Source organism: Pseudomonas sp. UMAB-40, assembly GCF_900095275.1.
In the GTDB taxonomy this organism is placed as follows: domain Bacteria; phylum Pseudomonadota; class Gammaproteobacteria; order Pseudomonadales; family Pseudomonadaceae; genus Aquipseudomonas; species Aquipseudomonas mandelii_B.
Window position 1 is genome coordinate 1 of the sequence record NZ_LT607558.1, and the last position, 13,284, is coordinate 13,284.

Below are 13,284 nucleotides of genomic sequence, written 5' to 3' on the forward strand. Positions count from 1 at the left end.
CGCCGGAAGTGGGGCGAATTATAGACTTCCAGAATCTGCCGTCAACCCCTGATTTGGCTTTTCTATCAGGATGTCCAAAATCATTGCTTATATATAGACGCAACCTTCGCGAATGCGCAGTATATTGCCCAATACACAGAACAACACTCTCGCTTCCCACTTCGGACTGCCACGTTATGAATGACCATCCCCGCAGCCTCGCCTCGACTCTGTTCTCGGTGGGCCTGCTAGTAATAGCCATGGCGTCGATCCAGTCCGGAGCCTCATTAGCCAAAAGCATGTTCCCGATTATCGGCGCTCAGGGAACGACCACCCTGCGGCTGCTATTCGCCAGCGTGATCATGCTGATCCTGTTGCGCCCATGGCGAGCAAAGCTCACCGCAAAGTCCTTGCGTACCGTCATCGTCTACGGGATGGCACTGGGCGGCATGAACTTCCTCTTCTATATGTCTTTGCGCACAGTTCCCCTGGGTATTGCCGTCGCACTGGAATTCACCGGGCCGCTGGCGGTGGCTATCTATGCCTCACGCCGCGCAATCGACTTTTTGTGGATAGCCCTGGCGGCTATCGGCTTGCTGCTATTGATACCGACAGGAGCGACAAGTGCGGGAATCGATCTGGCAGGTGCCGGTTACGCCTTGGGTGCGGGCGTGTGCTGGGCGCTGTACATCCTGTTCGGCCAGAAGGCCGGCGCCGACAATGGCGTGCAGACCGCAGCACTGGGCGTGATGATTGCCGCACTGTTCGTCGCGCCTATCGGCATCGTCCACGCCGGTGCCGCCCTGCTGACTCCGTCACTGATCCCCGTGGCCATCGGTGTTGCCCTTCTGTCCACAGCCGTGCCCTACACGCTGGAGATGATCGCGCTCACCCGAATGCCGACACGGACCTTCGGCACATTGATGAGCATTGAACCGGCAATTGGCGCGCTGTCTGGCCTGCTGTTTCTCCACGAGTACCTCACGCTGTCACAGTGGATGGCGATCATGTGCATCATTCTGGCTTCCGTCGGGGCGACCATGACCATGGGAAGTGCTGCCAAGCCTGCGGTCGCGGCGGATTGATACAGGATTTGACGCAGGTCTGGTATTTGCCGCTCATTTAGGCCATGTTTAGGCCCGCAACTCAGTGCCATAAATGGATTTTTCAGGATAGGGATATCAGAACGCTTCAAGCGAAAGCGAATGCAGCCACACCCGGGCACGAGATCCGGGAACGCTATAAGGACAGTAATGAAACGAATTTTGCTACTGATCGCCGTACTCGCAATTGCGGGCTGCGCGGCGACATCGAAAACACAAGTCAAACATGGCAAGAAAGGGCTGCATATCAACTGTTCAGGGCTTTCGTCGTCCTGGGACAAGTGCTACACCAGCGCCGCCAACTCGTGCGCACCCAAGGGTTACAAGGTCATCGCCAAATCGGGGGATACCGTGGAAGAGCCAGGTGATTATCCATTTGGTCTCAACCCTGCCGGTTATACCAGTCGAAGCATGATCGTCATCTGCAAATAGATTGATGCCGCCCGGCAATCTGGCGGCCAATCTCATCGTAACTGGACTTCAGTACGGTGCGCTGAATGTCGGGAGTGGCCAACATACGCGCCACAACCAAAGCACCGATGCATTGCGACAGAATCGCCCAGGCCAGGCTGTCGCTTTCCAGAATCCTCGCCCAACTCTCCTGCAGCCGGCAAATCCAGACTTCGGCCTCTTGGCGAATAGCGATATCTGAACGAGCAATTTCGGCCCCCAATACCGGTAATGCACAACCGGACTCCGGGTGCTCGACATGGGCCATGCTCAGATAATGCTTCAGGCAACGCTCGAGCCTGTCGCAATCCTGATCAGCACCCAATCGCTCCAGGCTCTGGCACAACTCGCGTTCGACGATCGAAGCGAACAGTTCGTCCTTCGACGAAAAGTGACTGTAGAAAGCAGCGCCACTCAATCCGATCGCCTTCATCAGCCCGTCGACGCCTACCGTGGAAAAACCGGACCTTTTGGCCGACCCCGCGCTGCTTGTCAGCAGTTTCTCTCTTGTTTCCAGCTTGTGATTAGCCGAGTAACGCATTGCCTTGCCCTCAGGATTGACTGCCTTGACGCATGCCAAATCCTAGCATAACGTTCGTTCAGTTAACGATCGTTCATCAAAGGGATCCACCCATGAATAATAAAAAGGTCGTACTGGTTGTCGGCGCCGGTGATGCAACCGGCGGCGCGATTGCCAAGCGTTTTGCACAGGAAGGTTTCATTGCCTGCGTCACTCGTCGCAGCGCGGACAAACTTCAACCCTTGGTTGATGCAATCAAGGCCAATGGCGGTGACGCCCACGGATTTGCCTGTGATGCACGCAAGGAAGAGGATGTGATTGCGCTGGTCGAGCAGATTGAGACCGAGATCGGCCCGATCGAAGCGTTTGTTTTCAACATCGGCGCCAATGTGCCGTGCAGCATTCTCGAAGAAACTGCCCGCAAGTATTTCAAGATCTGGGAGATGGCCTGTTTCTCGGGTTTTCTCAATGCCCGTGAAGTAGCCAAGCGGATGGCCAAGCGCCAACGCGGCACGATTCTGTTCACCGGGGCCACCGCTGGCTTGCGCGGTGCGGCAGGATTTGCAGCCTTCGCCGGCGCCAAGCACGGGATTCGTGCACTGGCTCAAAGCATGGCCCGCGAACTGGGGCCGATGAATATTCACGTTGCCCATGTCGTCGTCGATGGCGCCATCGATACTGACTTTATTCGCAACAGTTTTCCGGAAAAGTACGCGACCAAGGACGAGGACGGCATCCTCAACCCCGAGCACATCGCCGAGAATTATTGGTATTTGCACAGCCAGCCCCGGGACGCCTGGACTTTCGAGCTGGATCTGCGCCCCTGGAACGAACGCTGGTAAGCCCTCCTCTCCTCCCCTACAACAATAAGCAGAGCGCACCGACCATGAGCAAAACCGTGGAGTTCTTTTTCGACCTTGGCAGCCCCGCCACCTACCTGGCGTATACCCAACTGCCGAAGATCTGCGAGCAGACCGACAGCCAGCTGGTTTACAAACCCATGCTGCTAGGCGGGGTCTTCAAAGCCACCGGCAACGCTTCACCGGCAACCATCCCGGCCAAAGGTCGCTACATGTTTCAGGACCTGGACCGCTACGCCAAACGATACGGCGTGCACCTGAAGTTCAACCCGCACTTCCCTATCAATACCCTGATGCTGATGCGTGCCGTCACCGGCATGCAATTGCGTCATCCCGAACGCTTCCACGCATTTATCGACTGCCTGTTCCACGCACTCTGGGTCGAGGGACGCAGCCTCGATGATCCGGCGACCGTTGCCGCCGTGCTGATGCAAAACGGTTTCGATCCGAACGAAGTACTGGCCCTTACCGCCGATGAGGACGTCAAAGCCGCTCTCAAGGACAATACCGAGCAAGCGGTCCAGCGCGGTGTGTTCGGTGCACCGAGCATGTTTGTCGGCGATCAGTTGTACTTCGGCCAGGATCGACTGGACTTCGTCCTTGAGGCCCTGCGTTAAATCTCGACGACCAAACGACCTTGAGCCGATCCAGCAGCGAGCAGTTCATAGGCGGCCTCGGCGGTTTGCAATGTGAACTGCCGCGGATCGAGCAACGGCTTCAACTTACCGGCCTCAATCAACTGCGCAGCTTCCCGAAGGATCTGCCCGTGATGCTCGCCTCCCTTGCCAGTCAATAAAGGCAACAAGGTAAACACCCCGGAGTAGGTCGCGGCCCGAAACGATAACGGCGCCAGACTGTGCTGCCCCCATCCGAGGCAGCTCACCACATGCCCCTCGTAGACCCGAGCGGCCTTGAAGGAAGCATCCAGCGTTTCCCCGCCCACCGTGTCATAGACGATATCGAACCCCTCTCCCCCCGTGTACTCCGACACATAGTCCTCGACCGAAGACTTGCGGTAATCGATGAACGTCGCACCGAAACTTTCGATGATCGCCTGTTGCCCTGCCGAGCCAGTGGCGAACACTTCGGCACCGAAAGCCCGGGCTATTTGTACAGCCACATGCCCGACACCACCGGCACCGCCATGAATCAGCACTTTATGACCTGCACGCACCCGAGCCCGGTCCACCAATCCCTCCCACGCCGTGATGAGTACTAAAGGCAACCCTGCGGCCTCGCGCATACTCAGATTGTCCGGCTTGTGCGCCAGCAGACGCGCATCGACTGCTGCGAACTGCGCAAGCGAACCTTGCGCACCGCCGATTCCGGTCGCCATCGCGTAGACCTCATCACCCGGCAGCCATCCGCTGACACCCTCTCCCAACGCCTCAATCGTCCCTGCCAGATCCATGCCCAGCACCGCCGGCAATGGCTGACGCGCATGAGCCGCCTGACCCGAACGAATTTTTCCATCCAACGGATTCACTCCACTGGCGTTGATCCTGACCAACACCTGACCCGGCCCTGGTGCAGGCCGTGGAATGGAAAGCAAGCGTAAGGGCCCGTTGGCCACATCAACAATCAGAGCACGCATTTCAAGTGAGTCGGTCATTTCGCAAATTCCTGTCAGAGGTGGCTGTAGGACCGATCTTCCTCTCACTCACTCATGCCGATAAGACGCTGTATCGCTATAGTGACCATGCCCATATGGCATCAATGAGAAACCCCATGGACAAACTCAATGCAATGGCCATCTTCGTCCGGGTCGTCGAGCGCGGCAGCTTTTCTGCCGTTGCCAGGGAGATGCAGACCAGCCAGCCGACCATCAGCAAAGTGTTAAGGGCGCTGGAAACCGAGCTGGGCGGGAAGCTGATTTCCCGCAGCACGCGCCAACTCTCGCTGACTGACGAAGGTCAGCGGTACTACAGCGAGTGCCGACAAATCCTCGCGGCCGTGGACGCGGCGGAACACAGTTTTCAATCAGGACGCGAAACCGTTGCCGGCAACCTGAAGATCGGTTCCTCGGTCAGTTTCGGGCGTTTGCAGATTGCACCGCGGCTTCCTGAGTTTCTGAAACAACATCCCCAGGTGCAGATAGACCTGCAGCTCAGTGACCAGAATCAGGACCCGGTCAGCGAAGGCCTGGACGTTACATTCAGGATCGGCGAATTGACCGACAGCGGCCTCATCGCCCGCCGCATCGGCACCACGTACCGGGTGACCGTCGCAGCACCGGACTACCTCAAGCAACACGGCCAGCCGCAAACACCAGAAGAACTGCGCGGACACAATTGCCTGCAATTCAACCTGCTGAACAGTCAGAACCTATGGGTTTACGAGAGAGGTGCCCAACGTCACGAAGTACGCATCAAGGGAAACGCGCAAAGCAACAACTCCGAGGCGATCCGCGAGATGGTGCTGGGAGGATTGGGGATTGCGTTGTCGCCGGTGTGGTTGTTCAGCGAGGATCTGAACGCCGGGCGAGTGACTGCGATTTTGCAGGACTACACCGCGCAGTCGCTGCCCATTCATGCCGTGTCCCCGGCGAATCGTCGCCAATCCGCCAGGGTCAAAGCCTTTGTCGACTACATGAGTCAGGCGCTCGAAACAGCGCCTGAGCTCCAACCGGTCAAATAGCCGCGGTGCGGGTATTCAACCACTCAAGTGCCGCACCATCCAGCAACGGGCTCAAGCGCTCGCGCACCTCGGCGTGATAGGCGTTAAACCATTGCTTCTCGTCCAGGGTCAGCAGCGACGGTTCGAGGCAGCGGGTGTCGATCGGGCACAGGGTCAGGGTTTCGAATTTCAGGAACTCGCCGAATTCACTCTTGCCCGCTTCGGTGTTCAACACCAGGTTTTCGATGCGCACACCCCAACGGCCCGGGCGGTAAGTGCCCGGCTCGATCGACGTGATCATGCCCGGCTGCATCGCCGTTTGCGGGGCGGCGGCGGCCTGATAGGCGATGACCTGCGGACCTTCGTGAACGTTGAGGAAGTAGCCCACGCCATGACCGGTGCCGTGTCCGTAATCCACGCTTTCAGCCCAGATCGGCGCGCGGGCAATCGAGTCGAGCAACGGCGAGAGAATGCCTTTAGGGAATTGCGCACGGGACAAGGCGATCACGCCTTTGAGCACCCGCGTGCAATCGCGTTTCTGCTCATCCGTCGGCGTACCGACCGGCACCATGCGCGTGATGTCGGTGGTGCCGCCCAGGTATTGACCGCCGGAGTCGATCAGCAACAGACCATCACCCTCGATCACTGCGTGCTCTTCTTCGGTGGCGTGGTAGTGCGGCATCGCGCCATTGGCGTTGAACGCGGCAATGGTGTTGAAGCTCAGCGACACATAACCCGGGCGTCGGGTACGCGCGGCCGTCAGGTGTTCGTCGATGGTCAGTTCAGTGATGCGTTCACGACCCAACGCCGAATCCAGCCAGGTGAAGAATTCACACAGCGCCGCGCCGTCCTGCTCCATGGCCTGACGAATGTGCTCGGCATCGGCCAGGCTCTTCTGCGATTTGGCCAACGTGGTCGGGTTCAGACCTTCGACCAGTTTCACGCCGCTGTTCAGGTTATCCAGCAAACCCGCCGTCACGCGCGCCGGGTCGACTTGCAGGCTCGCGCCGCTCGGCACGGCGCTCAAGGCGGCAGCCACTTCGCTGTAATCGCGCAGGGTCACGCCGTCTTGCTCGAGGACTGCACGCAACTCTGCATCGACCTTGCTCAGGGCCACGAACAGAGTGGCCTGCTCTTGACTGATCAGGGCGAAGGACACGAATACCGGGTTGAACGACACGTCGCCGCCACGCAGGTTGAACAGCCAGGCGATGTCATCGAGGGTTGCAATGAAGTGCCAGTCAGCACCGCGATCTTTCAACACCTCGCGCAACTTCGCGAGTTTTTCACCCCGGCTGACAGTTGCCTGCGGCGGCAAGTGCTGGTAGATCGGCTCATTCGGCAGCGTCGGACGGTCGCTCCAGACTTCGCTCAACAGGTCGATGTCGGTGCGCAGACGTGCGCCACGTTCTTCGAGTTTGCCGCCCAGCGTCCGCGCCGACGCCACGGCCATCACCGCGCCATCCACCGCGACCACGCCGCCTTCAAGGGTTTGCTCGGCCAACCAGTCCAGCGGGCCAGGCTGGCCCGGTTGCAGCTTGACCAGCTCGATGCCGCTGCCGTTGAGTTCCTTGCTCGCTTGTTCCCAGTAACGGCTGTCGGCCCAGACGCCGGCAAAGTCCGGGGTCACGATCAGTGTGCCGACCGAGCCATGAAAGCCCGACAACCACTGCCGCCCTTGCCAATAGCCCGGCAGGTATTCCGACAAGTGCGGATCGGCCGACGGCACCAGCAGGGCATGAATGCCCTCCCGGCTCATCAGCTCGCGGGTTTGCGCCAAACGTTGGGGCACCGATCCATTGATCGAAGGCTGCGTACTCATCATGTCTCCTGCTAATCACTTCATCATTATTGTTGAGTGCCGATCAATGCCGGCACTTTCAGGCCTTATTGCCAAAATGCCGGAGCACTGGCGCAGGCCGCTTTAATCAGTTGTGCCGCTTGGTCGACATCCTGTTCGGAGGTGAACCGGCCGAGGCTCAAGCGAATCGTGCGACCCGCCGAGCGGGCGTCATGCCCCATGGCCAGCAGCACATGGGACGGAGCATTGCTGGCGGAGTTACAGGCCGAGGTCGCGGAAAACGCGATCGAGTTGCTCAGCGCCGCAGAATTGAACTCGCCTTCGTTGAAGGTCAGGCTCAGGGTATGGGGAATGCGTTGGGTCGGGCTGCCATTGAGCCGGACACCGGGGATGCTGAGCAGTTGCTCGAGCAAGCGTTCGCGCAGCCGCACGATGGTCGCTTTTTCTTCCTCGAACGCAGCGGCGGCCAGGGCGAAGGCGACGCCCATGGCGGCGATCTGGTGAGTCGCCAGGGTCCCTGAACGCAAACCGCCCTCGTGACCGCCGCCGTGAATCTGCGCCAGCAAACGCTGTTGCGCGCGCGGGCCGACGTACAGGGCGCCGATGCCTTTAGGGCCATAGATCTTGTGCGCCGAAAACGACATCAGGTCTACCGGCAAGCGGGCCAGATCGATTGCCACTTTGCCCGCGCCCTGGGCGGCGTCGACATGGAACAACGCATCACGATCACGCACGATCTGGCCGATGGCCGCGATGTCATTGACCGTGCCCAGTTCGTTGTTGACCAGCATCAGCGACACCAGAAAGGTGTCCTCGCGCATCGCCTCGCTGACCGCTTGCGGGGTAATCAGGCCCTCGGCGTCAGGCACCAGATACGTCACGGCAACGCCGGCGTCCTGCAACTGCTTCGCCGTGTCGAGAATTGCCTTGTGTTCGATCTGGCTGGTAATGATGTGGCCGCCGGACACCCCACGGGCCTGGGCCACGCCCTTGAGGGCAAGGTTGTTAGATTCGGTGGCGCCGGAGGTCCAGACGATCTGGTCCGCCTGAGCGCCGACCAGTTCGGCGACCTGGCGCCGCGCCTGCTCGACCGTTTGCCGGGCCTGCTGGCCGAACGCATGGGAGCTGGACGCCGGGTTGCCAAAGTTTCCGTTGAAACCCAGACACTCGACCATGACCTTGATGACCCGCTCATCCACCGGCGTGGTGGCGGCGTAGTCAAAATACAGAGGACGCTTATTCATAGAAAACTCGCAGAGCATGTTCCGGGATCAGGAGGCTCGTCACTGAACGCTCAAAGCGCAACCTCGTGAGTTGCGCCGACCGTTCAGAGCGTTAGAAATACCTGATCGGAGGCCGTTAAAGAAGTACAACTTCATTTAAAAGTGCGTAGGAACGCTCCTGAAGTCGAGCTTAACAGGCATCGGCCAACCGGTTGAAGCGATGTGTCAGCTAAAGCTCTCGAGCAACAACGGATACAGCGAAGCCACCAACAGCAAGGCCATGCCCCAGTTGAACAGCCGCAACCAGCGACGATCCTTCAACACATTGCGCAACAAAGTGCCGCAACCGGCCCAGACCCCGACGCTCGGCAGGTTGATCAAGGCAAAGACCGCAGCAATCACGATCACATTGGTGAAGTAGCCCTGCATCGGCGTGTAGGTGCTGATGGCACCGATGGCCATGATCCACGCCTTGGGATTGACCCACTGAAACGCCGCCGCGCCGAGATAGCTGATGGGTTTGCTGTCGCCCTTTTCACTCTCGGAGACCGGACCGGAATGGGCGATTTTCCACGCCAGGTACAGCAAGTACGCCGCGCCCACATAGCGCAGAACCGTATAGAGCAAAGGATAGGTTTGAAACACGGCACCGAGGCCGAAACCGACCGCGAGGACGAGCACAAAGAAGCCGCAAGTAATGCCCAGCATGTGCGGAATGGTGCGGTGAAAGCCGAAGTTCACGCCCGATGCCAGCAACATGGTGTTGTTGGGGCCGGGGGTAATCGAGGTGACGAGGGCAAACAGGGCGAAGCCCAGCAGCAGATCGAGCGAGAGCGTCATGAGCGGCAGTCCAATCAGGGTCAGTCAGGTGTTGACCCTATCGCACGCCCCGAGGGAAACCCATGGACAGTTACGTGAAACTTCGAACGGTACAGTTTTAGATCAGCTTGGACGACCGTGAAGCTGTACAGCACGTTCGGCGTTCATTTCGCCTTGTTTGTCGAAACTGAACGATTTTTGCGGCTGGCCGAGCAATTCGGCTTTTTTCGCATGGTACTCGTCGAAGGACAAACCGCGACGATTCAAGTCTTCCAGCGCCAGTTCCCGACTTTCTTCAGCGGTGTAGGGCCGCAATTCAGGCGAAACATGGCTGGCACATCCGGCAAGAACGGAGACCGCAAGCAGCAAGAAAGTGGCGATTAGAGGTTTCATGGGTGGCGTCCTGGCATCTGGGTTCGGGGCAATGAACACAGGCTACTCGCCCCCTTCGACGGGCAGAAATCAACGCTCTCGATAGTGGCTATCGAATTAGGCTAATGACGTTCAGCCAGCCCGTCACATATCTCCAAATGATCTATAAATATTAATTTAAGGTCTTTTACGGAATAACAACCAGCCTTTATAACAACTCCATCGCGTCACGCACTGTTGCCCACGCAACTGTTTGCCAGGCAACAGTCATTCAACAAACAGCCCTCGAAATCGCACAGTGCCCACTGACCGATACGCTGCAAGCCCCGTAGAACGGGGCCTGCAAGGATTGGTATAGCTCTTGCTCAAGTCAGTGACTTCCCACTGCTCACTGAGCAACTGTTTAAAAAGGAACTGATCATGTCGCGTCCATTGAAAGTCGTTGCCCTCTCCGGCGGTACCTGGCGTCCGTCCCGCACGCTGGTGCTGACCCAAGCGCTATTGGCCGAGTTGGCCGAGCAATTGCCGATCGAGAGCAAGCTGATCGAGTTGGGCGACATCGCGCGGCCTCTGGGCGCGGCGCTGTCCCGCCAGGAATTGAGCGCCGAGATCGAGGCCGAGTTGCAGGCGATCGAGAACGCCGACTTGCTGATCGTCGCCGCACCGGTTTATCGCGGTTCCTACCCTGGCCTGCTCAAGCACTTGTTCGACCTGATCGACCTCAATGCACTGATCGACACCCCCGTATTGCTGGCCGCCACCGGTGGCAGCGAACGCCATGCCCTGGTGCTCGATCATCAGTTGCGGCCGCTGTTCAGTTTCTTCCAGGCCCTGACGCTGCCGATTGGCGTCTACGCCACCGAAGCCGATTTCGCCAATTACCAAATAACCAGTGAGCCCTTGAAGGCCCGCATTCGTCTTGCTGCAGAACGCGCCGCGCCGCTGTTTGGCGTGCACCCCAAAAATCTGCTGAAAATCGCTTAAGGATTTCTTCATGGATGTTTTCTGGTTCCTGCCGACCCATGGCGACGGCCACTACCTGGGCACCACTCAGGGCGCCCGCCCGGTGACCCTCAACTATTTGAAACAAGTGGCGCAAGCCGCTGACAGCCTCGGCTACTACGGCGTACTGATCCCTACCGGGCGCTCCTGCGAAGATTCGTGGGTGATTGCCTCGGCGCTGGTGCCGCTGACCGAGCGCCTGCGTTACCTGGTGGCAATCCGCCCCGGAATTATCTCGCCCACGGTTTCGGCGCGCATGGCCGCCACGCTGGATCGACTGTCCAATGGTCGCTTGCTGATCAACGTGGTGACCGGTGGTGATCCGGATGAAAACCGCGGTGATGGCATCTTCCTCGATCACAGCGAGCGCTACGAAGTCACCGACGAATTCCTGAAGATCTGGCGCCGCGTACTGCAAGGCGAATCGGTGGATTTCGAAGGTAAACACCTGCAAGTGCAGAACGCCAAGGCGCTGTATCCGCCCGTGCAAAAACCGTATCCGCCGCTGTATTTCGGCGGTTCATCCGAAGCCGCCCACGAACTCGCCGCCGAGCAGGTGGATGTCTACCTGACCTGGGGCGAACCACCGGCCGCGGTCGCGGAAAAACTCGCCGATGTGCGTGAGCGTGCAGCGCGAAACGGGCGCACGGTGAAGTTCGGGATTCGCTTGCATGTGATTGTCCGCGAGACGGCCGAAGAAGCCTGGAAAGCAGCGGACAAACTGATCGAGCACATCAGCGACGAGACCATCGCCGCGGCGCAGAAGTCGTTCTCGCGTTTCGACTCCGAAGGCCAGCGACGCATGGCCGCGTTGCATGACGGACGCCGCGACAACCTGGAAATCTCGCCCAACCTGTGGGCCGGTGTCGGCCTGGTGCGCGGCGGTGCCGGGACGGCGCTGGTCGGTGACCCGCAGCAAGTGGCGGCGCGAATCAAGGAGTACGCGGACCTGGGCATCGAGAGTTTCATCTTCTCCGGCTACCCGCACCTCGAAGAGGCTTATCGCTTTGCCGAGCTGGTGTTCCCGCTGTTGCCCGAGCCGTATGCGAGCCTCGCGGGGCGCGGTGTCACCAACCTCACCGGGCCGTTTGGCGAAATGATCGCCAATGACGTACTGCCCACCAAAGCCACGGCCTGATAGCGAGGACTTTGGCCGTGCGGTGAACTTGTGCCCCGTTGGGGCGCGTAGCGGCCCTGAAATCGTCACACGCGGGTTTTCATGTAGACCGCGTTCAACGGTTTTACGACTGCTGCGCAGCCGAACGGGGGCAAGCCCCCTCGCCACAAATGCCCGCAACACAAGAATCGAGTTGATTCATATGAGGAACCCCGCGTGACTGCCAAGCCGCAAAGCGCCCTGTTGTCCCCGTTGCAGACCGCCCGCCAATTGGCCGCCGAGTTTGCCCTGACCGCCGTCGAGCGCGACGAACGCGGCGGTACGCCCAAGGCCGAACGTGACGCGTTGCGCCACAGTGGCCTGCTCGCGTTAAGCATTCCCGTGCAGTACGGCGGCCTCGGCGCCAGCTGGAGTGACACCCTGGGCATCGTGCGCGAGTTCGCCAAGGTCGACAGTTCGATCGCCCATGTCTTCGGCTTCCATCACCTGATGCTCGCCACCGTGCGCCTGTTCGCCCGGCCCGAGCAATGGCAGCCGTGGTTCGAACAAACCGCACGCAAAAACTGGTTCTGGGGCAACGCCCTCAACCCGCTGGACACCCGCACCGTGGTGAAAAACCTCGGCGGCTGGCGCGAGTTTTCCGGCAAAAAAAGCTTCTGCTCCGGCGCCAGCGACTCGGAAATGCTGATCGCCTCGGCCGTTGACGAAAGCGCCGGCGGCAAGCTGCTGATCGCCGCGATTCCCAGCGGTCGCAGCGGCATCACCCTGCACAACGACTGGAACAACATGGGCCAGCGCCAGACCGACAGCGGCAGCGCGACGTTCGAACGGGTGCGGGTCGAGGAATCGGAATTGCTGCTCGATCCGGGTCCGCTGAGCACACCGTTCGCCTGCCTGCGGCCATTGATTGCCCAACTGACCTTCACCCACCTGTTCCTCGGCATTGCCGAAGGTGCTTTCGAAGAAGCGCGGCAATACACGCTCACTGAACCCGGCCGTGGCACAAATCCAGTGCGCAGGATGTGCGTCAGGATCCTTATGTGCTCGGCCATTACGGTGAATTCTGGGTCGCCCTCGAAGGCGTTCGGTTGCTGGTGGAACGCGCCGCCGAATTGCTCGACAAGGCGTGGGCCAAAGGCCCGAATCTCAGCGCCGAAGAACGCGGACAGCTCGCCACCGCCATCGCTACGGCGAAAGTCGCCGCCACACGCAATGGCCTGGACATCTGTAGCCGACTGTTCGAGGTCACCGGCGCGCGCTCGACCCATGCCTCGCTGCGACTGGATCGTCACTGGCGCAACCTGCGCACGCAAACCCTGCACGACCCGGTGGATTACAAACTCCATGAACTGGGCGACTGGGCGCTGAACCAGTCCCTGCCGATCCCGACTTTCTATTCATAGCCTTCTATTCAGGGAGCCT

General features: G+C 59.6%; 13 protein-coding genes and 1 pseudogene. 8 read left to right on the forward strand and 6 right to left on the reverse strand.

Annotated elements, in window-relative coordinates; translation table 11 throughout:
- The first annotated feature begins 176 nt into the window (after positions 1 to 176).
- Positions 177 to 1,064, forward strand: coding sequence for a threonine/homoserine exporter RhtA (gene rhtA, locus K0F88_RS12600; RefSeq protein ID WP_219095266.1), 888 nt, complete (start codon positions 177 to 179; stop codon positions 1,062 to 1,064).
- Between the two features lie 168 nt (positions 1,065 to 1,232).
- Positions 1,233 to 1,514: a hypothetical protein gene (locus K0F88_RS12605; RefSeq protein ID WP_094468281.1), complete on the forward strand. Its 282-nt coding sequence runs from the start codon at positions 1,233 to 1,235 to the stop codon at positions 1,512 to 1,514.
- Here K0F88_RS12605 and K0F88_RS12610 read toward each other — a convergent pair.
- Positions 1,501 to 2,073 (reverse strand): TetR/AcrR family transcriptional regulator, encoded by a 573-nt coding sequence (locus K0F88_RS12610; protein WP_094468282.1) that lies wholly within the window; start codon positions 2,071 to 2,073, stop codon positions 1,501 to 1,503. The genes K0F88_RS12605 and K0F88_RS12610 overlap by 14 nt on opposite strands.
- Before the next feature lie 92 nt (positions 2,074 to 2,165).
- Between K0F88_RS12610 and K0F88_RS12615 the strand changes: the two genes are divergently transcribed.
- Complete coding sequence (locus K0F88_RS12615; RefSeq protein WP_094468283.1) at positions 2,166 to 2,894, forward strand: SDR family oxidoreductase; 729 nt, start codon at positions 2,166 to 2,168, stop codon at positions 2,892 to 2,894.
- A gap of 44 nt (positions 2,895 to 2,938) precedes the next feature.
- Positions 2,939 to 3,529, forward strand: coding sequence for a 2-hydroxychromene-2-carboxylate isomerase (locus K0F88_RS12620; RefSeq protein ID WP_219095267.1), 591 nt, complete (start codon positions 2,939 to 2,941; stop codon positions 3,527 to 3,529).
- Here K0F88_RS12620 and K0F88_RS12625 read toward each other — a convergent pair.
- A complete protein-coding gene (locus tag K0F88_RS12625; RefSeq protein WP_094468285.1) occupies positions 3,526 to 4,524 on the reverse strand; it encodes a zinc-dependent alcohol dehydrogenase family protein in 999 nt (332 codons plus the stop codon). The two genes, K0F88_RS12620 and K0F88_RS12625, sit on opposite strands and share 4 nt — an antisense overlap.
- 116 nt (positions 4,525 to 4,640) lie before the next feature.
- Between K0F88_RS12625 and K0F88_RS12630 the strand changes: the two genes are divergently transcribed.
- Entirely contained in the window at positions 4,641 to 5,549 is a 909-nt protein-coding gene (locus K0F88_RS12630; protein ID WP_094468286.1) for a LysR family transcriptional regulator, read from the forward strand.
- Here the strand turns inward: K0F88_RS12630 and K0F88_RS12635 are convergent.
- The 4 genes from K0F88_RS12635 to K0F88_RS12650 all read right to left on the reverse strand — a co-directional run bounded on the left by K0F88_RS12635 (position 5,542) and on the right by K0F88_RS12650 (position 9,764).
- Entirely contained in the window at positions 5,542 to 7,350 is a 1,809-nt protein-coding gene (locus tag K0F88_RS12635; RefSeq protein ID WP_219095268.1) for an aminopeptidase P family protein, read from the reverse strand. The genes K0F88_RS12630 and K0F88_RS12635 overlap by 8 nt on opposite strands.
- Before the next feature lie 65 nt (positions 7,351 to 7,415).
- Positions 7,416 to 8,573 carry a cysteine desulfurase family protein gene (locus K0F88_RS12640; RefSeq protein WP_219095269.1) on the reverse strand — a complete coding sequence of 386 codons (1,158 nt, stop codon included), beginning with the start codon at positions 8,571 to 8,573 and terminating at the stop codon, positions 7,416 to 7,418.
- Between the two features lie 204 nt (positions 8,574 to 8,777).
- Positions 8,778 to 9,392 carry a LysE family translocator gene (locus tag K0F88_RS12645; protein WP_077747875.1) on the reverse strand — a complete coding sequence of 205 codons (615 nt, stop codon included), beginning with the start codon at positions 9,390 to 9,392 and terminating at the stop codon, positions 8,778 to 8,780.
- A 102-nt stretch (positions 9,393 to 9,494) separates the two neighbouring features.
- The gene (locus tag K0F88_RS12650; RefSeq protein WP_094468289.1) at positions 9,495 to 9,764 is read right to left on the reverse strand and encodes a hypothetical protein; all 270 of its coding nucleotides are present in this window, start codon (positions 9,762 to 9,764) and stop codon (positions 9,495 to 9,497) included.
- A 399-nt stretch (positions 9,765 to 10,163) separates the two neighbouring features.
- Here K0F88_RS12650 and msuE point away from each other — a divergent pair, with 399 nt between their 5' ends.
- The 3 genes and pseudogenes from msuE (at position 10,164) to K0F88_RS12665 (ending at position 13,265) form a co-directional block, all read left to right on the forward strand.
- Entirely contained in the window at positions 10,164 to 10,727 is a 564-nt protein-coding gene (gene msuE, locus K0F88_RS12655) for an FMN reductase (RefSeq protein WP_219095270.1), read from the forward strand.
- 10 nt (positions 10,728 to 10,737) lie between these two features.
- Positions 10,738 to 11,883, forward strand: a complete 1,146-nt coding sequence (gene ssuD, locus K0F88_RS12660; protein ID WP_219095271.1) for an FMNH2-dependent alkanesulfonate monooxygenase — start codon at positions 10,738 to 10,740, stop codon at positions 11,881 to 11,883.
- Positions 11,884 to 12,078: 195 nt separating this feature from the next.
- A pseudogene (locus K0F88_RS12665) lies at positions 12,079 to 13,265 on the forward strand (acyl-CoA dehydrogenase family protein).
- Positions 13,266 to 13,284 lie beyond the last annotated feature (19 nt).